22 protein-coding genes and 1 tRNA gene are annotated in these 22,264 nt (G+C 44.0%); 1 reads left to right on the top strand and 22 read right to left on the bottom strand.

What is annotated here, in order from left to right:
• Positions 1-67: 67 nt before the first annotated feature.
• The 3 genes from deoC to udp are packed head-to-tail and all read right to left on the bottom strand — an operon-like array spanning position 68 to position 2,773.
• Complete coding sequence (gene deoC, locus K5J94_RS04025; RefSeq protein ID WP_221913603.1) at positions 68-739, bottom strand: deoxyribose-phosphate aldolase; 672 nt, start codon at positions 737-739, stop codon at positions 68-70.
• A 31-nt stretch (positions 740-770) separates the two neighbouring features.
• The gene (locus K5J94_RS04020) at positions 771-1,973 is read right to left on the bottom strand and encodes a NupC/NupG family nucleoside CNT transporter (RefSeq protein ID WP_159543020.1); all 1,203 of its coding nucleotides are present in this window, start codon (positions 1,971-1,973) and stop codon (positions 771-773) included.
• A gap of 20 nt (positions 1,974-1,993) precedes the next feature.
• The gene (gene udp, locus K5J94_RS04015; RefSeq protein ID WP_159543023.1) at positions 1,994-2,773 is read right to left on the bottom strand and encodes a uridine phosphorylase; all 780 of its coding nucleotides are present in this window, start codon (positions 2,771-2,773) and stop codon (positions 1,994-1,996) included.
• A gap of 162 nt (positions 2,774-2,935) precedes the next feature.
• Here udp and K5J94_RS04010 point away from each other — a divergent pair, with 162 nt between their 5' ends.
• Entirely contained in the window at positions 2,936-3,682 is a 747-nt protein-coding gene (locus K5J94_RS04010; RefSeq protein ID WP_159547738.1) for a GntR family transcriptional regulator, read from the top strand.
• 433 nt (positions 3,683-4,115) lie between these two features.
• Here the strand turns inward: K5J94_RS04010 and K5J94_RS04005 are convergent, their stop codons facing one another.
• From K5J94_RS04005 to K5J94_RS03915, 19 genes are all read right to left on the bottom strand, one after another.
• The gene (locus tag K5J94_RS04005; RefSeq protein WP_159543031.1) at positions 4,116-4,997 is read right to left on the bottom strand and encodes a class II fructose-bisphosphate aldolase; all 882 of its coding nucleotides are present in this window, start codon (positions 4,995-4,997) and stop codon (positions 4,116-4,118) included.
• A 163-nt stretch (positions 4,998-5,160) separates the two neighbouring features.
• Positions 5,161-5,246: transfer RNA gene (locus tag K5J94_RS04000), tRNA-Leu, on the bottom strand.
• 54 nt (positions 5,247-5,300) lie between these two features.
• Complete coding sequence (locus tag K5J94_RS03995; protein WP_221913601.1) at positions 5,301-6,227, bottom strand: alpha/beta hydrolase; 927 nt, start codon at positions 6,225-6,227, stop codon at positions 5,301-5,303.
• A gap of 59 nt (positions 6,228-6,286) precedes the next feature.
• On the bottom strand, positions 6,287-6,994 hold the full coding sequence (gene lrgB, locus K5J94_RS03990; RefSeq protein WP_159543037.1) for an antiholin-like protein LrgB: 708 nt from the start codon (positions 6,992-6,994) through the stop codon (positions 6,287-6,289).
• A 14-nt stretch (positions 6,995-7,008) separates the two neighbouring features.
• Entirely contained in the window at positions 7,009-7,461 is a 453-nt protein-coding gene (gene lrgA, locus K5J94_RS03985; protein ID WP_221913599.1) for an antiholin-like murein hydrolase modulator LrgA, read from the bottom strand.
• A 132-nt stretch (positions 7,462-7,593) separates the two neighbouring features.
• Positions 7,594-8,322 carry a LytR/AlgR family response regulator transcription factor gene (locus tag K5J94_RS03980; protein ID WP_159543043.1) on the bottom strand — a complete coding sequence of 243 codons (729 nt, stop codon included), beginning with the start codon at positions 8,320-8,322 and terminating at the stop codon, positions 7,594-7,596.
• The gene (locus K5J94_RS03975) at positions 8,322-10,079 is read right to left on the bottom strand and encodes a sensor histidine kinase (RefSeq protein ID WP_159547736.1); all 1,758 of its coding nucleotides are present in this window, start codon (positions 10,077-10,079) and stop codon (positions 8,322-8,324) included. The genes K5J94_RS03980 and K5J94_RS03975 overlap by 1 nt, the downstream gene beginning before the upstream one ends.
• Before the next feature lie 70 nt (positions 10,080-10,149).
• Positions 10,150-11,754: a CTP synthase gene (locus tag K5J94_RS03970; protein WP_159543049.1), complete on the bottom strand. Its 1,605-nt coding sequence runs from the start codon at positions 11,752-11,754 to the stop codon at positions 10,150-10,152.
• A gap of 283 nt (positions 11,755-12,037) precedes the next feature.
• Positions 12,038-12,550 (bottom strand): NYN domain-containing protein, encoded by a 513-nt coding sequence (locus K5J94_RS03965; RefSeq protein ID WP_221913597.1) that lies wholly within the window; start codon positions 12,548-12,550, stop codon positions 12,038-12,040.
• Positions 12,551-12,561: 11 nt separating this feature from the next.
• Positions 12,562-13,311 carry a 23S rRNA (guanosine(2251)-2'-O)-methyltransferase RlmB gene (gene rlmB / locus K5J94_RS03960; protein ID WP_159543056.1) on the bottom strand — a complete coding sequence of 250 codons (750 nt, stop codon included), beginning with the start codon at positions 13,309-13,311 and terminating at the stop codon, positions 12,562-12,564.
• Between the two features lie 201 nt (positions 13,312-13,512).
• Entirely contained in the window at positions 13,513-13,965 is a 453-nt protein-coding gene (locus K5J94_RS03955) for a hypothetical protein (protein WP_159564448.1), read from the bottom strand.
• Positions 13,966-14,181: 216 nt separating this feature from the next.
• Complete coding sequence (locus K5J94_RS03950) at positions 14,182-14,586, bottom strand: Mini-ribonuclease 3 (protein WP_159564450.1); 405 nt, start codon at positions 14,584-14,586, stop codon at positions 14,182-14,184.
• Positions 14,579-15,922 carry a cysteine--tRNA ligase gene (gene cysS / locus K5J94_RS03945; RefSeq protein ID WP_221913594.1) on the bottom strand — a complete coding sequence of 448 codons (1,344 nt, stop codon included), beginning with the start codon at positions 15,920-15,922 and terminating at the stop codon, positions 14,579-14,581. Before cysS ends, K5J94_RS03950 begins: the two co-directional genes overlap by 8 nt.
• A 64-nt stretch (positions 15,923-15,986) precedes the next feature.
• The gene (gene cysE, locus K5J94_RS03940) at positions 15,987-16,571 is read right to left on the bottom strand and encodes a serine O-acetyltransferase (RefSeq protein ID WP_159543065.1); all 585 of its coding nucleotides are present in this window, start codon (positions 16,569-16,571) and stop codon (positions 15,987-15,989) included.
• 10 nt (positions 16,572-16,581) lie between these two features.
• Positions 16,582-17,337, bottom strand: a complete 756-nt coding sequence (locus K5J94_RS03935) for an SseB family protein (RefSeq protein ID WP_159564454.1) — start codon at positions 17,335-17,337, stop codon at positions 16,582-16,584.
• On the bottom strand, positions 17,330-19,558 hold the full coding sequence (pnp, locus tag K5J94_RS03930; RefSeq protein ID WP_221913592.1) for a polyribonucleotide nucleotidyltransferase: 2,229 nt from the start codon (positions 19,556-19,558) through the stop codon (positions 17,330-17,332). Before pnp ends, K5J94_RS03935 begins: the two co-directional genes overlap by 8 nt.
• 248 nt (positions 19,559-19,806) lie before the next feature.
• Positions 19,807-20,541, bottom strand: a complete 735-nt coding sequence (locus K5J94_RS03925; protein ID WP_221913590.1) for a transaldolase — start codon at positions 20,539-20,541, stop codon at positions 19,807-19,809.
• A gap of 17 nt (positions 20,542-20,558) precedes the next feature.
• On the bottom strand, positions 20,559-21,938 hold the full coding sequence (locus tag K5J94_RS03920) for a PTS ascorbate transporter subunit IIC (protein ID WP_221913588.1): 1,380 nt from the start codon (positions 21,936-21,938) through the stop codon (positions 20,559-20,561).
• Positions 21,939-21,981: 43 nt separating this feature from the next.
• Positions 21,982-22,263 (bottom strand): PTS sugar transporter subunit IIB, encoded by a 282-nt coding sequence (locus K5J94_RS03915; RefSeq protein ID WP_159543075.1) that lies wholly within the window; start codon positions 22,261-22,263, stop codon positions 21,982-21,984.
• Position 22,264: the final 1 nt, after the last annotated feature.

Raw genomic sequence — 22,264 nt, 5'->3', positions numbered from 1 at the left:
ATTTATCCTCCACAAATGAAAAATCGGAGATTTTAAACTTATTAATCCTATTTTTCTCTTTATTTTTCTAGTAAGTACCTTCTTGCACCTTTTGATTTTTGACCAATTTAATGATGCGGCTGGTGCCTAGGCGTGCTGCACCCAGCTTAATAAATTGTTCAGCATCTGCTAGTGAAGAAATCCCCCCTGCCGCTTTAATGCGCACATCTTTACCAATGTGCTTTGCCATGATTTCTACAGCATCAAAGGTCGCCCCACCTGTCGAAAAACCGGTAGAAGTCTTAATAAAATCAGCTCCCGCACGTGTTACGACTCCACAGAGTTTAATCAATTCTTCCTCGGTTAATTGGCATATCTCTACAATGACTTTTAAGATATAATCTTGGCAGGCAGCCTTAATATGACGAATCTCTTCTTCAATGCTGTCAAAATTACCATTTTTGACATCGGTTAAATTAATCACCATGTCAATTTCATCGGCACCATTTGCAATCGCATCTTGGCATTCAAATACTTTAGCAGCTGTCGTGCTATAGCCATTTGGAAAACCAATAACGGTACAAATAGCTGTTTTTCCTGCAACATAAGCCGCAGCTTTCTTCACATAAGAAGGCGGGATACAAGCCGAAGCCGTTTGATAGGCAATAGCATCATCCAAAATCGCTTGAATGTCTTCCCATGTTGCTGTTGTTGCTAATAACGTGTGGTCTACCGTTTTTAAAATATCCTGAATGTCCACTTGTAACATCTCCTTTTTATGTTCACAATCCTTAAAATAGGGTCACAATTCCAACAATAAAGGCACTGAGCATGCTAACTGCAATCCCGCCAATCATTGCCCGGAAAACGAGCCGAGCCAGTGTTCCCCGCTTTTCTGGGCAAAGCACGGCAATCCCTGAGACACAAATACCTAAACTAGAGAGATTGGCAAAGCCGCAAAGTGAAATGGTCGCAACGAGAGCTGTTCTATGGTCCAATGTCTTAATGACTTGACCTAAATGTTGAAAAGAAACAAATTCATTTAAAATGAGTTTATTTCCAAGGAGGTTACCTTCTAATAAAATACTCTTGCTATCAAAGCCCATTAAAAAGCCAAACGGTGCAAAGAGATAGGAGAAAATTTGCTCCAGGCGAATACCAAAGCCACTCAAAATCAGATTAATCAAGGAAACGAGACCGACAAAAGCAATCAAGCTTGCCCCAATTGAGAAGGCCATTTGCGCGCCGGTGCTAGCGCCTTCTGCAATAGCATCAATAACATTGGCATTATTGCCTTTATTATCCATTTTAATGTCATCAATTTTTTGCACAGGCTCTGTTTGGGGAAATAAGATCTTAGCAATCAAGATACTACCGATTGGCACCATGGTCGAAGCTATCAAGAGATACTCCATTGGAATCCCTAAAGCAATATAGCCACCAAGGATGGATACAGACATACTCCCCATACCTGACACCAAGACGACCATGATTTCACTATCGGTCATGCGGCCCAGATATTTACTCACTAAAATCGGACTATCGGTCTGACCAAGAAACATATTGGCAACAGCGACAAAGCTTTCAACTTCTGAAGATTTCATGATTTTGCCAACGGCTTTACCAATCCACTTCACCACAAAGCCTAAAATTCCTAAATAATAGAGTAAGCTAACCAAGGCTGATAAGAAAACAATATTTCCCAAGGTCTGGATAGCAAAGATAAAGCCTGTCTTAGCCGTACTATCAGCCAATGAACCAAAAACAAAACTCAAACCTGCTTGTCCACAGTTGATGACTTTGGTGACACCATCTGAAACAAGGCTAACGATTTTTTCTCCCAAAGGTATCCGCACCAAAATGAGTGCAATAATAAATTGAACCAGAAGTGCCTTACCAATTAATGTAAGCGAAACACCCTTACGGTTAAACGAAATACCATAAACAATCCCTAGGACAAGTAAAATACCAAGGACACTGTAAATAAACTGCATGATTCCCTCCAAGGTTGGCCTTATTGAGCTTTATCGTTAGCAATAAGTGTCCGCAAGGCCTCAACAGCCACCTGGATAGCTGCTTCGGTGTCATGTGCCATTGGGTTATCCATACCTAAGCTATTGCGTTCTTGGTTCCCAACCACTAGAAAATCAGAACCACAGCGTACGCCAAGATGGCTTGCTGCAACAAAAAGCGCAGCTGATTCCATTTCGGAGGCCTTGGTGCCTAAACGCTTCCAAGCTTCCCATTTATTTAACAGTTCATAGCTAACCGGCATGCGTTCTGGTTCATGTTGACCATAAAAAGCATCTTTACATTGGACCACACCGGTATGACTTGTGTAACCAAGTTTTTTAGCAGCTCCCACAAGAGCATTGGTCACTTCTAAATCAGCTACCGCTGGAAATTCGATTGGGGCGTACTCCTTACTGGTTCCTTCCATACGGATGGCACCAGTAGCAATCACAATGTCGCCTCCTTTAACATCCAGATCAATCCCTCCACATGTGCCAACACGTACAAAAGTATCCGCTCCACAAAGTTTTAACTCTTCCATGGCAATGGAGGCTGATGGACCACCAATACCTGTTGAAGTGACACTGACTTTTTCCCCATCTAGGGTACCTGTGTAGGTGACATATTCTCGACTATCAGCTACAAGAACGGCATTATCAAAATGCTCCGCAATTTTAGCACAGCGTTTAGGGTCGCCTGGCATAATTACATAACGTCCAACATCTCCTGGACGGATTTGGAGATGGTATTGTAATCCGACTTCACCTGAATAGTTTTGCATGTTAAAGACCTCCTTTTTGTCTTGTCTACTTTATTGATGCACTTGTATAATAACATACATGTTGGAATTTGTAAACGCTTTTATAAAAAAGAAAGCGGTTAATTTTTTTGCTTGCTTTTTTGAAACCATTCCATTAAACTAACTAATAGACAGGAGAGCCCCATGCCTAATAATGCCTTAAATCATAAACTAAAAAAACTAAAACATGTCCAGGTCTACAATAAGATTTTTAAGATGATCCAAGATGGCACCTATTCTCCCGGAATGCAGTTACCTTCTGAGCCAGAATTAGCTGAGCAATTAAACGTTAGTCGGGCTACTCTTCGTAAATCCTTAGCCCTACTACAAGAGGACCATCTAGTGATTAACAAACGTGGAAAGGGAAATTTTATTCGAGAAATTCCTGACAATTTGTCTAAAATCGGCTATGAAAATAGACAACACCCGATCAAAGCTTGTCTAACAGCAGAGATTAAAGAGGTCGAATTGGAATTTCGCATTGAAGTCCCTGCCGATGCTATCCTTGCTTCACTCAAGCAAGAAACACCTGTTGTCGTTATTTCTGACCGTTGGTATCACACTGAGGATGGGCCACGTGCTTATACCCTTTCCTTTATTCCAATCGAAGTCATCTCAAAATACCATATTTCTCTCAACAAGCCTGATCAACTGCTAGATTTTCTGGAGCAGCAGATTTATCAAAGGGAGGTCGCTGATTTTTCCCAGAGCCTCTTTGATTACACCCGCGCAGGGAATTTTTCGGCAACCAAGTACATTTTATCTGAGGATGAGCAGTTTATCCTCATTCAAGAAAATATCTACCAGCAAGAACAATTACTAGTTTGCAACAAGCATTATCTACCTCTGAACCAATTTGAACTTTTTATCCAATCACAATCCATGCCTTAGGCTAGCTGACTGACGTAGCAAGCGGCTCGGTCTCATTGGGCGAATCTAACAATGACTGAGCTTAAGAATGCTGAAGTAAGTTAGTTTCTGGCAGAAGTTTGTGACTGATAGCAACGATTTTTTAACAATGACTGAGCGGTTTGCTGTGGTCATTTTTTGGTGTTTGAGGAGCAAGCCTGGGCAGGCGGCCAAGCTGACCAGCCCAGCTCCTACTATTGTGATTATTGCCTGGGATTAGGTGCAAAGCAAGTGTCGTATAAAAGCGCAAAAGAAACAAACAGGCCGCAGTGGGAGGTTCTGCGTCTTTTTTGCTACAAAGCTAATTGTCTGCTACAAAAAAGAGGGATAAGATAAAGCGGCTGCCTATGTTTAGGCACCATAAAAAGGCTTAACAAAACGTTAAACCTTACTTTTTAATTATTGAGCAGTTTGCTTAAGCTTTGTTTGCTGAACCAAAGACATTGATACGTTCTTCAACAGCTTCTTGGATAGCTTTAACACCTGGTGCCAAGAATTTACGTGGGTCAAATAATTTCTTACCATCGTACTCTGCTTCGTTTGCGTCATAGTTACGAGCAAATTCGCGTGTTGCGTTAGAGAACGCGATTTGGCATTCTGTGTTAACGTTAACTTTAGCCACACCAAGTTTGATAGCTGCTTGGATTTGATCATCAGGAATTCCTGATCCACCGTGTAAAACGATTGGGAAGCCTGGCACAGCAGCAGTTAGTTTTTCTAAGTGTTCAAGGTTAAGACCTTCCCAGTTTGCTGGGTATGGACCGTGGATGTTACCAATACCAGCAGCCAAGAAGTCAACACCTGCTGCTACCATTGCTTTAGCGTCTTCGATTGGTGCAAGTTCACCAGCACCGATGATTCCGTCTTCTTCGCCACCGATGGTACCCACTTCAGCTTCGACAGAAATACCTTTAGCATGTGCTTTTTCAACAACTTGGCGTGCTTTTTCAAGGTTTTCTTCAAGTGGAAGATGAGAACCATCAAACATAACTGAAGTGTAACCAACTTCGATACATTCTAAAGCGTCATCGTAGTGTCCATGGTCAAGGTGAATAGCTACAGGAACTGTAATGCCCATTGATTCCACTAATGATTCAATCAACACTTTACAGACTTTGTAACCACCCATGTATTTCGCAGCACCCATTGATGTTTGGATAAGAATTGGAGCTTTTTTAGCTTCTGCCGCACGTAAGATAGCTTGCGTCCATTCTAAGTTATTTGTGTTAAATCCACCCACAGCGTAGCCGTTTTCACGAGCTGCTTGAACAAATTTTTCTGCTGAAACGATTGCCATTTATTAGGCCTCCTCTTATTTTTCGGGTTATTCCCGTTTACATTGTTCATTCTAGCACAATTAAGGAAAAAATTCTAGCCCTTGGCTATGATAAAGCGTTTTCCAACTGCTTTAGTCGGTAGCTTTGAGAGCAAAAAAAATGAGCCCTTAGGCTCATCACTGATGCGGAGAGTGGGACTTGAACCCACACGATCTAAAGCGATCACAGGATCCTTAGTCCTGCGCGTCTGCCAATTCCGCCATCCCCGCTACTCAGTAGCAACATAAAATATTATAGCAAGTAGCAGGGGGACTTGTCAAGAGTTATTGGTGATATTTCTGTAAAAATCTTGCAATCTGTTCTTCATAGGCAGAAGGATTGGTCTTATAGGATTGAGCATGCTTGGCACCCTTAACCAGATACAGAGCTTTAGGGCCTTTGGTGGCATGGTAATTGTCATAGACCATCGCGGTTGGTACAAACTTATCCTGGTCACCATGAATAAACAGAACAGGGCGTTTATTTTTTTGCAGCTGCTTGATGGCGCTGGCTTCTTGGTAAGAAAAACCGGCTTTTAACTTAGATAGAGCTGAAACTTGATAGAGAATAGGAAAAGCAGAGAGGTTATACATGGCTTTTGCTTGGTATTTCAACTCTGCCCAAACACTGCTATAGCCACAATCTTCAATGATGCTAGAAACCTGATGAGGCACCTCTTCACCACTGGCCATCATGACGGTTGCTGCGCCCATTGATAAACCAAACCAGGTCATATCAGTCTTTGGATTTTCCGCAAGAAGGATCTGGGTCCATTTGATCAGGTTGAGGCGATCTTGCCAGCCATAACCAATAATCTGCCCTTGGCTTTCCCCATGGGCTTGATTATCCGGCATCAGAACATTATAGCCTAGGTTGTGAAACAACATGGCATAAGGCTTCATATTGGCTTTGCTATTGGCGAAGCCATGAACCACTATTGCCGTCTTATCTGATGGTTTTGCGGCAGGCAGGTACCAAGCCACCTGTTTGATGTTGGCGCGCGTCATCGTTTTCTTTTGAACGGTTAAGCGATCAAAAGCCTGTTCTGAGGCATACAAGGGATCAGAGGGCTTGCGTTTGCCATTGTCAATAAAGCTTTTTTCTGCTCTTACTTGGGCGACGTGAAAAAAATAAAAGCTAGCGCCCACACTGACAAGGGTTAAGGCGAGTAAAAGAAGGCCTAAGTACTTTGATAATCGAACTATTTTCATACTAACTAGTTTACCTTATTTTTCGCAAAAAGGAAAGGCTTTACCTCTCCTTTGTTTTTTTATAAGAGTGCACTACTCATAATCGGCACCACTACGGTAACAATAACCCCAACAATAACTAAGGCAATTGACCCCATGGATTCTTCCACTTGGCCAAAATCTTTTGCTGCTGAAACGCCAAGGGCATGTCCGGCAGTTCCTAAGGCTAGGCCACGGGCAATCGGGTCGTCAATCTTAAACCAGCGAATAAAAGGTTTGGCTAGCGCATAGATGATGACACCATTTAAAATACATGCTAAAGAAGTTAATTCTGGTGAGCCACCCAAGGCCTTAGAAGTCGGCATAGCTATTGCTGTAGTGGCAGCTTGAGGCAGCATCGAAGCAGTGATAACCTTGCCTAACTGAAGGAGACTAGCAATCAGATAAATACCATAGACGGCTACAATACTACCTAGTGCAATACCGCCTAAGATATGCACCCAGTATTTTTTTAAAACCTCGCGTTTACGGTAAAGGGGAATTGCAAAGCAGATCGTAGCAGGTTCTAAAAAGAAGCTAATAATTTGCCCGCCTTTGTTGTAAGTAGCAAAGCTTAGGCCAGTGGCCTTTAGAGTCAAAATACCAAGCACCATCGCCACAAATAAGGGTGCAAATAAGAAGAAGCCATTTGTTTTCTTAAATAAAATTTGACCGAGATAAAAGGTTCCAATTGACAGGAGGACACCAAACATCGGTGTGGTTTTTAATAATTCCATAAAGGCTGACATTATCTTTCTCCTTACTATTTAGCATAAACATGTTGATGGGCTGCTTTTTTTGATCTTCCATAATGCTGGTGCTTAGACACATAGCTGAGTGCGGTTTTTCCAACTGCTTTAGGATTAAAGCGCAGCAATAGTTGGGTCATCCAACCTGTAGCAACCAAAAGGAGCAAGGTGGAGAGGAAAATCAAGAGTAAGTTCAGTACAAAATGAGCGTGGAGCAGGCCTAGCGAATTAATGACTGAGACACCTGCTGGTACGAAAAACAAGCCAATATTATCTACTAATAAATCACCAACCCTTTCGACCTGTTCTAATTTTAAAACGTTGGTACAAAGGGCTACAAAGAGCAAGACCAAACCAATAACTGAGGCTGGCATAATAAAAGGAAGCAAGGATTCAATCCATTTTGATAAGAGAACAATACCGCCAATAACAACACTTTGATACATGATGGAATAGGTTTTTTTCATTGTTGCCAACTCCTTTTTAAACGTTTTCTTGATGGTTTTAGTATAGTAAAAAAAGAGCTGGAAAAGCTCTTTTTGGAGTAAAACGCTTACTTTTGAGTACAAAATGCTCTTTTTCTGGCATGAAATGCTTTTTTACAGCCCCAACTGCTGCTTAAAGCTTTTTAAGTAGGAGCGACTAACGGGGACCTTACCACCGTCTGACATGGTTACCTGATAAGTCTGATTAAACCAAGGCTGGATTTCTTTAATATGATCTTGATTGATGATATAAGAGCGATGCACCTTTAAAAAACAAGGCACATCAAGATGGCGCTCTAAGGCCGACAAACTCATTTGTGTTTCATAGGAAGCTTGATTAGTATGAACTGTAGTGACTTTCCCTTGGACTTCACAATAAAGTATCTCAGCAAAAGGCAGCAAATAAATGCGTTCGTCCGTCTCTACTGTCAGCCGCTCATTTGCTAATACTCTTGTAGGCGTTTGCTTAGCAACTTGTTTACCTGCTAGCGCTGCTTGGGCCTTGGTCATGGCTTTTTTAACGCGGTCTTGCTCAAAGGGTTTTAGTAAATAATCCAGCGCATTGAGCTCAAAAGCCTCAAGGGCGTGGTCATCATAAGCTGTCGCAAAAATAATCAGCGGCGGCTGAGACACCTTGTTGATCGTCTTAGCAAGATCCAAACCACTCTCATCTGTCAAGTGAATATCCAAAAAGAGCAGATCAGGTGATTGCGTCAAAATCAGTTGTAAGGCTTCTTCGATGGATTCGCCTTCAAAAATGGCATCAGCTATTTGGGTTTGTTGAATCAGGTAGGCCAATTCCATCCGAGCTAGCGGCTCATCATCAATAATTGCAACTTTCATTAGCTTTCCTCTTTCTGATAATTGAGTGGTAGGGTAATTTGGCATTCTGTGCCTTGCTGATTAGAATACACCACAAAATGAGCCTGCTCGCCAAATAAATTCTCCAAACGCCGATTAAGATTTTCTAAAGCAGAGCCGGTTCCCCGAGCAGAAGGGACCACTTGATGGCCAATTTTTGCAAGCAACTCTTCTGCTATGCCTTGGCCATTGTCTTTAACCATTATCTTGATGCTGTCGCATTCATTGCTTAGTTTTACTAGCACATGGTTATCAGTCTTACGCCCAGCAAAAGCATGCTTTAAGGCATTTTCCACCAATATCTGAATGATAAAAGGTGGGATTAAGGCGCTGTTTAGCTCCTTGCTTTCCACCTCAATAGCCACCTGATAGCGGTCGGGAAAACGGGCCTGCTCAATAGTCAAATAAGCCTTGAGATGGTTTAGCTCTTCTTCTACCGTAATCAGGTTTTGTCTTGTGCTAGTCAGGTTGGAGCGAAAATAATTGCCTAATTGCAACAATAAATAGCGGGCTTTTTCACTGTCAAAACGCATCAAAGCAGAGATAGTATTGATGGCATTAAAGAGAAAGTGGGGATTAACTTGTGCCTGTAAGGACTTGATTTCGGCGTCTTTTAGCAAGCCCTGCTCCACTGCCAATTGACCTAGTTCTAGCTGAGTTGAAAAAATATCACCCAGACCTTTGGCGAGCTGCTCTTCGACATAGGTCAATTGCTGCGCATCGGTAAAATAGAGCTTGAAGGTGCCGGCCACCTGGCCTTTGACATACAAGGGCACGACAATGGCGGCTGCCAAAGGACAGTTGGGGTAATGACAGCCAATTTCTGATTTGTGACGAGCAACATGAATCGCCCCTGTTTCAATCACTTCCTTGGAAAGATCGGTAATGATTTCTTTAGCCGGAATATGATGGTCACTTGCGGCCCCCACATGCGCAAGAATGGACTTGCGGTTGGTCACACTGACCGCTGAAACCCGCATAAAACGTTGTATCTCTTTGGCTGCTTGATGAGCCGAATCTGGCGTTAAGCCTTGGCGAAAATAGGGCAGGGTTTTATTAGCCAATTCCAAAACATCATGTGTTTGGATAGCTTTAGTGCTTTCTTCTTGCTTTAAAGTACCAAGGATAATCGATAAGAAAATCCCTGTTCCTAATGCATTGACAAACACCATAGGAAAGGCAATAGTCTGAATCAAGGCCAGGGCCTGCCTTTTGTCTGGAAGAAAAACAAAGATACACAGCATTTGGACAATTTCCATCAAGGCCCCACACAGGCTCCCTTGCCAGACGGGCGGATAGCTTTTTTTTCGTAAGCTGATTCTCCCTGCTAAGCCTGAGAGTAGCCCGATTAATAGGGAAGAAATAAAGTAGGTGTAGGGTGCTGTCCCTCCTTGGAGCCATCTGATTGTCCCAGAAATCAAGCCGACAAAAAAACCAACAAAGGGGCCACCAATCAGACCAGACATACCAATCGTCAGGGCTCGGGTATTGGCAATTGAGGTGTGTGACGCCAGGTTAACGACACCACCATTGCTGATTTCAAAGGGAGCTGGTACGAGAACACCGGTGAAATTACTGATAATGGCAAAGAGACTAAAGGTAATGATGAGAACCCAGCGCACCTTTGGGGAGGTGCGATCATACATCATTTTCTTATAAAAAGGGCTAATCATTAAGAGATTAGCCAGTAAGATGATTAAACCTACTCGTTCGAGTAAGGGGAGTAATAATGCAATCATAGCCTAACCTTTCTCCTTCATTATAGCACTAGTGATGAGAAAGCAGCAAGCCAAGCAAGGTGCAAGGTGTTTAGGCTTGATTTTCAACTGCCGCTGTGACAAAGGCGGTGTAGAGCTCTTCTGCGCGATTAGGACGTGATTGTAATTCAGGGTGATATTGAGCCGCCACAAAGAATTTTTTATCAGAGAGCTCAACGACTTCCATCAAGCGGTTATCTGGTGAAACACCTGAAAAAACAAAGCCGGCAGCTTCAAATTGCTCACGGTATTTGGTGTTAAATTCGTAACGGTGGCGGTGACGCCGTTGCACGACCTCTTGGTGGTGATAGGCTGCAGCGGCTTTTGATCCGGCCTTTAATTTACAGGGGTAAAGACCAAGGCGCAGCGTGCCGCCCATATCTTCAATATCAATCTGATCCCGCATAATATCAATAATCGGATAGGGCGTGTTAGGCTCAAGCTCGGCTGAGTTGGCCCCTTTGAGATGGAGGACATTGCGCGCAAATTCGACACAGGTTAATTGCATGCCTAAGCAGATGCCAAGCATCGGCACGTCATTTTCGCGTGCATAACGGATAGCTTCAATCTTGCCTTCTGTTCCGCGCTGGCCAAAGCCGCCGGGCACAATAATCCCATCTGCGTCACCTACCAGCTCGGCAATATTATCAGACGTGACTTCAGCGGCATTGACCCAGTTCAGATCAATCGCGACATCATTCACATAACCTGAATGCTTGAGCGCCTCCACTACCGAGAGGTAAGCATCTGGCAATTCGACATATTTACCAACTAAGGCAATCTTGACTTTTTTCTCAAGGTTCATGACCTTGTTAACCATGGCTGACCATTCTGTCATATCTGCTTTTGGAGCGTTAATCTTTAAATGATCACAAACGATTTGGTCCATGTTTTGGGCTTGCATGTTAAGGGGGATTTGATAGATATGGTCAACATCCAATGATTCAATAACAGCCTCTGGAGCAACGTCACAAAACTGAGCCAGTTTATTTTTAATCCCTTGACCGGCTGGTTGCTCTGTGCGGATGACCAACATATTGGGTTGAATACCAAGGCCACGTAATTCTTTAACCGAATGTTGCGTTGGCTTGGTTTTCATTTCTCCTGCTGCTTTTAAATAAGGGAGTAAGGTTGTATGAATGTACATGACATTGTCAGAACCGACATCAGCCTTCATTTGGCGCAAAGCCTCTAGGAATGGCAAGGACTCAATATCACCTACTGTTCCCCCAACTTCGGTAATAATCACGTCTGAATCAGTGGTTGTGGCTGCTCGCTTAATTTTTTCTTTTAAAGCATCCGTAATATGAGGGATGACTTGGACTGTGGCACCTAGGTATTCACCTTTACGCTCTTTGCGTAAGACCTCGCTATAGATTTTCCCAGTTGTAACATTGGAATATTTGTTTAGGTTAATATCAATAAAACGTTCATAGTGACCTAAATCAAGATCAGTCTCAGCGCCATCATCTGTCACATAGACTTCCCCATGCTGGTAAGGACTCATTGTCCCAGGATCAATATTAATATAGGGATCGAATTTTTGGATAGTTACTTTTAATCCACGATTTTTCAATAAACGACCAAGGCTAGCAGCCACAATTCCTTTACCGATGGATGAAACAACACCACCAGTTACAAAAATATATTTTGTCATCAAATCTCCTCTACTTACCAGCTATCAACCGGTAATTTTCCTAAATTAAAAAATCGTCATTTGCCTTTTGAGAAAGGGGAGACTCCCATGATAAGAACTTATCTCAACAAATGGATGATTTCAACCTCTAAAATAAAAATAGCTCCCTATTACTAGGGAGCCTTTGACCTCTTAAAGAGGTGCCCGAATAATAATATAAACTATCTTGTGTTATTTGTCAAATGATTAATGGAAAAAAGCTAGGGCTAGCGCTCTGATAGCTAGTAGCTAGCCTGCTTTACCATCACAGTTTCGTTAACAAATCCTGTAATTTGGATAATTGTCCGTCATCCCAGGGACTGAGCTTGGGCTTTTTCGCATCTATAGAAGCAGACATGGTATCTAAGTCTGACTTGACAGTATTAACACGCCGTTCCAATTCACGCGCTGGCACGCGCAGAGCGCCCTGTGAGAAAATAGTCCACTGTTCATTGAGATCACTAGTTGCCACCTCAACCAATGTTAGAGCGGTATTTAGTTCAGCTGCGGTACGCTCGATATAGCTATCAGCTGTTTCGTCTTCTTCTGTAAAGACCACAGAAATCATGTACTGGTCATAGCACTGCCGCACCCCGGGCACAAATTGGGCATCAAAGACACAGATAATTTCTATCTTTTCGAAATGCGCATAGTTGTTTAGCTTGTTCAGCAAGACTGTTCTGGCCTGATCCAGTTCGTTGGTTTTAAATAAAAGGCGGGTTTCCTGCCAAAAGGCAATCATATTGTAACCATCAACCAGTAAGAGACGTTTTTTCATTGGCGATTCTCCTAAAGCTTATGACGAAAAACCTCATACATGAGAATAGCTGCCGCAACACTGGCATTTAAACTTTGCACATGGCCTTGCATGGGAATGGTAATCATTTCATCAACCTGTTTTTTGAGATTGTGAGAAAGTCCCTTACCTTCGTTGCCAATAATCAGTGCTAGCTTTCCTGCCGTCTGCCATTGATGTGCTGGTGTCCCCTGCATATCTGTCCCAAAAATCCAAAACCCCTGTGCTTTTAAGAGCTCGATGGTCTGACTGAGGTTGGTCACACGGACAATCGGCACGTGCTCTACTGCTCCAGTTGAGGTTTTAGCAACCACTGGCGTAACACCAACAGCGCGATGCTTGGGGATAATCAAGCCACAAACTTGGGTGGCATCAGCTGTCCGCAAAATCGAGCCGAGATTATGCGGATCGGTAATGCCATCAAGGATTAAAATAAGCGGGTTTGGTTCTTTTTCTGCTTTGGCTAATAAATGCTTTAGCTCAGCATAAGCAAAAGCTGACACGCGCAGTACAAAACCTTGGTGCACAGCTCCTTGGGTCATTTCGGACAGGGTTTTTTTAGGCGTCCAAGCAATGGAGACTTTCTTTTGGGCGGCAAGGGCCTTGATTTTATCAACATTTTTACCCCGTAGGTCTGCTTGAATATAGAGCTTATTGCCAGTATTAGCCGCTAGGCTTTCGCTAACAGCGTGCACACCGTAGACAATATCATCATGGGTTTCAGTCACTTCTTTTGTTTTCATATCTTCTATTATACCATGATTCTAAGTAAAAGCTTGACTAGAGTGGGCGAAAAAAGCAAAAGGATGCGATGACACAAGTTAGTCAGGTGCCAACTTGTTTGATCACATCCCAAGCTAGGTTAGGGCTGTAGATTAGGTCATAGGCTAAAGCCACAGATTAGGGCCAGGGCCGTTGGTAGTTAGTTAGGGTAAAAGCAAAGCCTAGGCTTGTCGCGAGTCCTCGTGTCCTGAATAATGGAAAAGCTGGCTTTGTTGGGTTAGATGTCCTAGGGCATCCGTATGCGTCACGTGAATAGCGTACGTGCCAGCACTATAACCGTTTAGGTCAAACCAAGCTGACATTTGGTTAATGGCTGGTGCTAACTCAAAGGGAATCCGAGCAAGGACGTGCCCGGCCTGATCTTGCAGGGCTATCTCTAACTTTCCGCCTTTGGTTAATGGCGGTGCTAGTTGAAGTGTCGTATCCACAATGGTTTGGTTGGGGCGCATCTGGGCCTGTACTTGCAGCGCTTTGGTTGTGATGACTGGGCTAGGATTTGTTGAGGCAAAAGGCACACTGGCTTCTTGTGCTTGTGCTAGTGGGGCAGTACTTAATAACAAAATTCCGGCTACCACTGCTGTGCTTAGAGTTGCTAATCTATTTGCTGCTTTCATGCTTTTCCTCCTTAGTAAAAGTTTCTACACCTTCATTGTAAAGTTTTGATTTAAAAAAGCAAGTTTTAAGGTTAATGACTAGCACCATTTTTAGTAAGGGGCAAAGACCAAAGCAGACTAAAAAAGCTTGGGATCTTTGCCCAAGCCTTAATTACTTATCTGGAGTGAGGCACGTGCCAGAGCCCTTAGACCTAATCGTTTGACACCACCTTCACATCACTTTTTGTTTTTTTGTTCAACATAATTGATGCACCAAGCAATCAATTCTTCTAGGCGCTGCTTTTGGTCTGTCATATCCAGATAACCCATCACGGCCTCAAAGCCAGTGGACATTCGGTAGGTGATGACATCGGCATTTTTGGCCTTGGTATGGCTCTTGGTATTGCGGCCGCGTTTGTAGTAGGCTATCTCTTCTTCGGTCAGCAGGCCTTGATCCAACATCGCCTGAATCAGCTGGGCTTGAGCCCTGGCTGAAACATATCTGGTTGATCTGTGATGCAGCTGGCTGGGTTTGGTTTGCCCTTGAAAAATCAAGTGACGCCTAATGTAGTAAGAGTAAACAGCGTCGCCTTCAAAAGCTAGGGCAATACCATTAATAAGTCTGACATCAACACTAGTCACGGCTCCACCTCACGCCGTCCTTAGTATCTAGTAATCTAATGCCTTGCGCAGCTAAGTGGTCGCGAATCTGGTCAGCACGTGCAAAGTCTTTTTGCTCTCTGGCTGCTTGGCGCTCAGCGATTAGGGCCTCAACCCTCGCATCAAGCTCTTCTTCTTGAAAAGCAATCCCAAAAACGGCTAGCATTTTTTCCAGTTCCTTTTTGGCATTGGCGGTATAGTGACCCGAATTAATCCACTTAGCAAAGTCATAAATAACAGTAATGCCATTTGGCGCATTGAAATCCTCGTCCATCGCCGCCCTAAACTCAAAAATGAATTCTTCAATCTCTCCTTGAGGGGCATGTCCTGTGAAGGGCTGTTGCACCGTATTTTTAAGGTATTTGAGATTAATCTGCGCATCATGAAGAGCTTTGTCTGTAAAATTAATAGGCTTGCGGTAATGTTGGGTCGCCAAAAAGAAGCGCAATACCTGGCCATCCACTGTTTTGAGCAAATCATGCACCGTAATGAAGTTGCCAAGTGACTTGGACATTTTTTCATTGTCCACATTGACAAAGCCATTATGCATCCAGTAATTGGCAAAAGGTTGACCAGTCTTTGCTTCAGATTGGGCAATTTCATTGGTATGATGAGGAAACTCTAAATCCGCCCCACCGCCATGAATGTCAATCGTAGCACCCAGAATTTCTGTAGCCATGACCGAGCATTCAATATGCCAACCCGGCCGACCAAGGCCCCAGGGACTATCCCACGAAACCTCACCAGGCTTAGCGGCCTTCCACAGAGCAAAATCCAGCGGATCTTCTTTCAAGGCCGTCTCGCTATCTATGCGGCCACTAGCACCCACCTCTAAATCTTCTAGGGTTTTATTGGCTAAGCGACCATAGTTGGGCGATTTGCGAACACGAAAATACACATCACCTTGAGCCTCATAGGCAAAGCCTTTTGCCACTAGCTCCTCGATGAAAGTAATAATTTCCGCCATATAATCCATAACCCGAGGGTGCTTGGTAGCTGGTTTTATTCCTAATTGCTTGGTATCTTCGATAAAAGCAGCAATAAATCGATCAGACAGTTTCTTAGGAGAAATGCCTGCTTTGGCTGCTGCCTTGATAATCTTGTCATCAACGTCTGTAAAGTTTGACACATAGTTTACATTGAATCCCGTGTATTCAAAGTAACGGCGAATCGTATCAAAAGCCACAGCCGATCGCGCATTTCCAATATGGATGTAGTTGTAAACCGTAGGGCCACAGATATACATCGTGACAAGATTTTCATTGATGGGAACAAAGTCCTTTAATGTGCGTGTCAGTGTATCATAAATTTTAATCATTTATTTGTCCTGTCTCGTCCAAAGAATCATTACTGATTTGTTCAAATAGCATTTTCACCTATTTTTATTTTTTTAATGCAGAATAGGCCGCCTCGCGGTGCTGCTGCAAGTCCTGAATCACCTGCTCATCTTTTTTCCCATGCACGCGAACAATTTTAGCTGGAACACCAACTACTGTTACGTCCTCTGGTACATCGCTTAAAACGACAGCTGCTGCTCCAACCTTGGCCTTAGCACCAATTTCAATTGGTCCAATGATTTGCGCATGGGCTGAAATCAAGGCACCTTGGCGAACTGTTGGATGGCGCTTACCAACATCCTTTCCTGTACCACCAAGGGTGACACCGTGGTAGAGCATGGCGCCTTTTTCAACAATTGCAGTTTCGCCAACCACTAGGCCCGCCCCGTGATCAATGAAGACTCCAGGGGCAATTTGTGCACCCGGGTGAATTTCAATATTGGTCCAAAAACGCCAAAATTGGCTATGCATGCGTGCTAGTAACTTAAAATGATGTTGCCAAAGAAAATGTGATAAGCGGTGGGCGGCCAGGGCCTTAATCCCTGGATAAGTTAAAATCACTTCAAGTGATGAACGCGCCGCTGGATCTTGTTCCTTGACAATTGCGATACTATCTTTCCACCAACCCATGATGCCTCCTTTATTCGGTGATTGTCGTCCAATCAATGAGGGTTTGTTGCTCATCAAAAGGATTGATGACAACACCATAGGTGTCGTCAACCTCGTTGTCACCATTGCGCGGCTGATAAATGTCTTGAATTGTCCAAGCTAAAATAACACCCTGGCCACGGCGAAAAGCTCCGCCAAAGTCGTCCTGGTTATACCACTTAGCCAGACTGGTTAAATTGGTAAAAGCTGGAACATAGCTTTTGCCCTCTGGTGTTGACATGGTCGGAAACAGGCGATCAAAATGCTGGTCGTCGCGTGGCAAGACAAAAACTGGAACAAAATAAACCTTGTCCATAGCTTGTGCTGCCTGATTAGCATCGCTCATGACTTGATTCAAAAGAGTGGTGTAAGTGTTGATAAATGTAATCAATTCATTATTTTGGAAAATGGTTGAATTTCCAAAATCACCTTTTTTCTTCAGATTAAAAACAAGTCCTGTCGCACCCACTGAGATGGCCTCTTCTACTAAGGCAACCACCGAACGTTCCATCCAATAGTGGTCTTGCGCACTCTTTTGTTCCTCCTTAAAAAAGGCCAGGTCGGTGTCATCGGTAAAGACCGGGACCACTCTTTGCCCTTCTACATCAATCGCGTAGGGTTCTTTAGCAGCTAAGACCGGGCACTGGTGCAGGGCATCTACTAGGCCCACACCATCAAGAAAATTGTCAGGGGCATGGATAAAGGCCCGCAGGCGAAGATCGAGTTCTTTAATAGCAGTTTTAGTCATGATTTTCTAGTTGTGTTTTATCTTTAGGAGTATGAGGCTCAGGTTTATGAGCATGACGGTCATGGCGATGACTCTTAGAGTGTTTCGTAGAGCCAGTCGCTGTTTCAGTGGCTTCAGGCTTTGGTGGACGTGGCAAGAGAGCTTTCATTGAAGCATCAATCCGGCCCTTATCATCCACTTTGATGACTTTAACATCCACGACTTCCCCAAGCTCTAAAACATCTGCAACATTGGCTGTTCTTGTCCAGGCAACTTCTGAAATGTGCACAAGTGCATCGGTCTTGTCAAAGAGATTGACAAAAGCACCAAATTTTTCAATGCGCACAACCTTGGCATGGTAAACTTCACCAACCTTCGCTTCGCGCACCAAGCCTGCAATTAACTCTTTTGCTCGGTTAATGGCTGCTTGATCACTTGAGAAGATTTGGACATTGCCTTCTTCATCAATATCGATTTTCACGCCGGTTTCAGCAATAATCTTGTCAATGGTCTCACCGCCCTTGCCGATAACCACTTTAATCTTGTCCACGTCAATCTTAATGGTATCAATCTTAGGAGCTGTAGGAGCCAATTCTGGCCGCGGAGCTGCGATGGTGGCTTCAATCACATCGAGGATTTCAAAACGGGCTTTCTTAGCCTGAGCCAGGGCTTCTTCCAGGATTTGTGGGGTAATGCCCGCAATCTTAATGTCCATCTGGAGAGCAGTGATACCTGTGCGGGTTCCTGCCACCTTAAAGTCCATATCACCAAAGTGGTCTTCTAGCCCTTGAATATCAGTTAGGACAGTGTAATTGGTCCCATCAGAAATCAAGCCCATGGCAATCCCAGCAACGGGAGCTTTGATTGGGACACCACCGGCCATCAAGGCCAAGGTTCCGGCACAGATCGAAGCCTGTGATGATGAGCCGTTGGACTCGAGGACCTCAGCCACCAAACGGATGGCATACGGGAAATCTTCTAGGCTTGGTAGGACCTGGGCTAAAGCACGTTCACCAAGAGCACCATGGCCAATCTCACGGCGGCCAGCTGCACCATAACGTCCGGTCTCTCCGACAGAATATTGGGGGAAATTGTAGTGGTGCAAGAAGCGTTTCTTATATTCTGGTTCTAAACCATCAATAATCTGTGTTTCCCCCATTGGAGCCAAGGTTAAGACTGATAAGGCTTGCGTCTGACCGCGGGTAAAGAGGCCTGAGCCGTGAACTTTTGGTAAAAAGTCAATTTGGGCGTCCAGAGGCCGAATCTCATCGACCTTACGGCCATCAGGCCGAATCTTCTCCTCGGTGATTAAGCGCCGGACCTCAGCGTGTTCCATTTGCTCCAGGATTTCAGCCACATCCCGCATAATGGTAGGCAAGTCCTCGTCCTCGGCAAATCTGGCTTCATATTCGGCCTTAACCTCTTCTTTGACGGCTTCTGTTGCAGCTTCACGTGCTTTTTTCTCTTCGACTTGGACAGCCTTTTGGAGGTCAGCATTGTATGTAGCGATTATTTCTGCCTGTAAGTCCGCATCAACCTGCAGGAGTTCCACTTCAGCTTTAGCTTTACCGACAGCGGCAACGATCTCTTCTTGAAAGGCAATCAGGTCTTGGATGGCTTTGTGGCCACGAAGAAGGCCTTCTAACATAATCTCTTCTGATAGTTCTTGTGCACCTGACTCGACCATATTGATGGCCGCTTTGCTCCCAGCGACTGTTAATTCTAATAGCGAAGCTTCTTTTTGCGCCTTGTCTGGGTTGATGATAAATGACCCATCACTGTAGCCAACCTGCACACCAGCAATTGGGCCGTTAAAGGGAATATCCGAGATGGATAGGGCTAATGAAGAGCCAAACATCGCTGCCATTGGGGCGCTAGCATTTTCATCATAAGAAAGAACGGTATTGATCACTTGGACTTCGTTACGAAAACCCTCGGCAAACATGGGGCGGATGGGGCGGTCAATCAAGCGAGCGGTCAGCGTCGCATCAGTTGATGGCCGGCCTTCGCGCTTCATAAAGCCTCCTGGGAATTTACCGGCTGCGTACATTTTTTCTTCATAGTTGACTTGGAGGGGGAAGAAATCACCGCTGGCCATTTTCTTAGACATGACAGCAGCTGTAAGCACGGTAGAGTCACCATAGCGGACAATGACAGCGCCATTGGCTTGCTTTGCGACTTGGCCGACCTCTACAACAAGAGGTTTCCCAGCAAAAGTGGTTGTAAACGTTTGTTTGGACATGTATGATTCCTTAAGTTTCTCGCCTTTTTTGAAAAAGGCAAACTCTTCCTTTCAGCATTTTTCGAGATTCTACGTTGTTTTGCTACAAAAAGCAATCGGTCACACTTACTGATCAACTCCTCTTTGTATCAAACGACGTATCTTCACAATTTTACCATAAATTCCTAAAAAATTCATGGTTGTCTTTTATTCTCACTGACATTTCTGCAGTAAAAAAGCTCCTTCAAAGAGGAGTTTTTTAATGAGGCTTACGACGGCAGATTCTCATCTTCTAAAATCTTAAAGCCCAGACTCTTGCTATCTGCTAAGAAGGCTTGAACTGTTTCCAAGGAATAGTGCTCCAAGTCCTTGCCTCTTAATGATAATCTAGCTATTAAATCACTGGTACAGGTGATAACATCAACGCCGAGCTGATTGGCTTGGTAAATATTGAAAGTTTCACGCGGGCTAGCCCAAAGCAACGCGATCGCTGCTTTTTGATGACAGATCTGCACAGCTTCAGCCATTAGGGGCATTGGATCAACACCCGTATCAGCAATGCGGCCAGCAAAAACCGAGACAAAAGCAGGCACACCAGCGGTTAAATGTTCAACTACTTCACGCACCTGATCCAAGGTAAAAATGGCTGTGACGTTTAACTTAATCCCCTGCTCAGAAAGTTCTTTAATCAGACTGGCCGTTGATTGGCCTTTAGAATTCACCACAGGGATTTTGACATAGACATTGTCACCAAGTTCTGCAATCCGTTTGGCTTCTTGGCGCATGCCGATAATATCATCTGCAAAAACTTCAAAAGAAACTGGGTAGTCCTTAATATGGCTAAGCACCTCCTGGGCAAAACCAAGATAGGAACTAATACCGGCCTTTTTCATCAAACTAGGATTGGTCGTAAAACCAGTTACCAAACCCGTGTCCAGGTCCTTTAACATGGTGTCTAGAACGGCACCATCTGAGAATACTTTTATTGTTAATGGATTATTCATACTTGCCTCCTATAGCTTTAGTTGTTATCACTGACATTATTAATGGCTTCGCTTGAATGAGATAAAACGTTAGGTACCACTAAAACAAGGGCCACCAAACCAACCACGAGATAGATTCCCAATTGGCCTAGTGAAGCACCTAATCGACCAAGTAAGATTCCTAAGACACCAAAATCAATGTCACCAAAAGTGGTATTTGTAAAACCTAATCGGCCAAGAACCGGCAAGAGAAGAGCAGGCAAGAAAGCCAAAAGCAAACCATTTGCAAAAGCTCCTAGCACGGCTCCGCGTCTGCCTCCCGTGGCATTGCCATAAATCCCTGCTGTCGCTCCGCAAAAGAAATGAGGAACCATACCTGGGATAATCAACACGCCACCAGCAGCACCTAAGATTAACATACCCAGCAAACCACCGACAAAACTAGCAGCAAACCCTAAAATAACAGCTGTTGGTGCATAGGGGAAAAAGACTGCACAATCAACTGCCGCAATAGCATTAGGGATTAACTTGCTGGCAATACCCTGAAAGGCAGGAATCAAGTCGGCTAAAATCATCCGAACTCCCGCATAGACAATGGCGACACCCACAGCAAAGGTTAAACCACTCTTAATAGCAAAAATAAATGGATTTTGACCTGCTGATAGACCAGTGGCTACCGATGCATCGCGTAGCACTGAGACTAAGGTTGCGACTAGGTAGAAAATAACCATAATCAAGCCAGTGGAGATTGTTGTGTTGCGGAGGAAACTCCATTTTTCAGAAATCTGCAAATCCTCAGTGTCCTTACTGCCTTTGCCGACCTTGCTTCCTACCCAAGCAGCAAGATAGTAGCCCAAGCTGCCAAAGTGACCAAGTGCAATCGCATCGCCATCCGTAACTTTGAGGGTGTATTTTTGTCCAATGGCTGGGGAAATGGCCGACCAGGCACCCAAAATGAAGCCACCCACCAAAATCAGCTGACTTCCCTTAAAACCAACAGCACCAAGGACAGCTGACAAGAGGCAGGCCATGAAAAAACTATGGTGCCCTGTTAAGAAGATATATTTAAAGCGCGTGAAGCGGGCAAAGGCCAGGTTAAGGAGCAGGCCAACAATTAAGATTGACATAGTTTCCACTCCGAGGATTTTTTGGGCAACGGAAGTGACGGCTTCATTGTTTGGCACCACTCCTGTAATGCCAAAACCATGCTCAATCAATTTGGCCAGAGGATCGAGATTAGCTACAATGACACCCGCCCCTGCTGATAACATAAGATAGCCAAGAATAGGGCCCAACGTGCCAGTCAAGACTTTGTGCCAAGGTGTTTTCAAAGCAATCAGGCCAGCAAAAGCAATCAAGCCCATTAAAAAGGCCGGTTCCTTTAAAATATCTCTAAAAAATGCTAATAATGCTTCCATACGAAAGTCCTTTCTATCCAGTGATCGAGGATACTTGCAGTCATTAAGCCATACCACTCATTTCTTTTAAGACAGGAACGAGGTCTTCTTCGATTTTTTTGCGATTGGTATAACTTTTAACGATACACACCTTGGTGCCTTGCGGGAAAATATCTTCAAATTCCTTAACAGTCACATAGAGGTCTGCTCCTTTCCCAACAGCAGCATTTGAATCACACGATTCCGCATCTACTGCTATCCCTAAAGAAGCAGCAATAGCTTCAACTTTCATACGTAGCAAGAGGCTGCTACCGATACCATTACCACAAACAGTTACAATTTTCATT

The organism is Streptococcus halichoeri (assembly GCF_019774635.1).
GTDB lineage: Bacteria > Bacillota > Bacilli > Lactobacillales > Streptococcaceae > Streptococcus > Streptococcus halichoeri.
The sequence above is the reverse complement of the archived record's forward strand: the minus strand, read 5'-3'. Positions and strand labels throughout refer to the sequence as shown.

Excerpts from the sequence above, each read along its gene's own strand:
- K5J94_RS04020 (WP_159543020.1), bottom strand. The coding sequence starts at position 1,973 with ATGCAGTTTATTTACAGTGTCCTTGGTATTTTACTTGTCCTAGGGATT.
- udp (WP_159543023.1), bottom strand. The coding sequence starts at position 2,773 with ATGCAAAACTATTCAGGTGAAGTCGGATTACAATACCATCTCCAAATC.
- K5J94_RS04010 (WP_159547738.1), top strand. The coding sequence starts at position 2,936 with ATGCCTAATAATGCCTTAAATCATAAACTAAAAAAACTAAAACATGTC.
- K5J94_RS04005 (WP_159543031.1), bottom strand. The coding sequence starts at position 4,997 with ATGGCAATCGTTTCAGCAGAAAAATTTGTTCAAGCAGCTCGTGAAAAC.
- K5J94_RS03995 (WP_221913601.1), bottom strand. The coding sequence starts at position 6,227 with ATGAAAATAGTTCGATTATCAAAGTACTTAGGCCTTCTTTTACTCGCC.
- lrgB (WP_159543037.1), bottom strand. The coding sequence starts at position 6,994 with ATGTCAGCCTTTATGGAATTATTAAAAACCACACCGATGTTTGGTGTC.
- lrgA (WP_221913599.1), bottom strand. The coding sequence starts at position 7,461 with ATGAAAAAAACCTATTCCATCATGTATCAAAGTGTTGTTATTGGCGGT.
- K5J94_RS03980 (WP_159543043.1), bottom strand. The coding sequence starts at position 8,322 with ATGAAAGTTGCAATTATTGATGATGAGCCGCTAGCTCGGATGGAATTG.
- K5J94_RS03975 (WP_159547736.1), bottom strand. The coding sequence starts at position 10,079 with ATGATTGCATTATTACTCCCCTTACTCGAACGAGTAGGTTTAATCATC.
- K5J94_RS03970 (WP_159543049.1), bottom strand. The coding sequence starts at position 11,754 with ATGACAAAATATATTTTTGTAACTGGTGGTGTTGTTTCATCCATCGGT.
- K5J94_RS03965 (WP_221913597.1), bottom strand. The coding sequence starts at position 12,550 with ATGAAAAAACGTCTCTTACTGGTTGATGGTTACAATATGATTGCCTTT.
- rlmB (WP_159543056.1), bottom strand. The coding sequence starts at position 13,311 with ATGAAAACAAAAGAAGTGACTGAAACCCATGATGATATTGTCTACGGT.
- K5J94_RS03955 (WP_159564448.1), bottom strand. The coding sequence starts at position 13,965 with ATGAAAGCAGCAAATAGATTAGCAACTCTAAGCACAGCAGTGGTAGCC.
- cysS (WP_221913594.1), bottom strand. The coding sequence starts at position 15,922 with ATGATTAAAATTTATGATACACTGACACGCACATTAAAGGACTTTGTT.
- cysE (WP_159543065.1), bottom strand. The coding sequence starts at position 16,571 with ATGGGTTGGTGGAAAGATAGTATCGCAATTGTCAAGGAACAAGATCCA.
- K5J94_RS03935 (WP_159564454.1), bottom strand. The coding sequence starts at position 17,337 with ATGACTAAAACTGCTATTAAAGAACTCGATCTTCGCCTGCGGGCCTTT.
- pnp (WP_221913592.1), bottom strand. The coding sequence starts at position 19,558 with ATGTCCAAACAAACGTTTACAACCACTTTTGCTGGGAAACCTCTTGTT.
- K5J94_RS03925 (WP_221913590.1), bottom strand. The coding sequence starts at position 20,541 with ATGAATAATCCATTAACAATAAAAGTATTCTCAGATGGTGCCGTTCTA.
- K5J94_RS03920 (WP_221913588.1), bottom strand. The coding sequence starts at position 21,938 with ATGGAAGCATTATTAGCATTTTTTAGAGATATTTTAAAGGAACCGGCC.
- K5J94_RS03915 (WP_159543075.1), bottom strand. The coding sequence starts at position 22,263 with ATGAAAATTGTAACTGTTTGTGGTAATGGTATCGGTAGCAGCCTCTTG.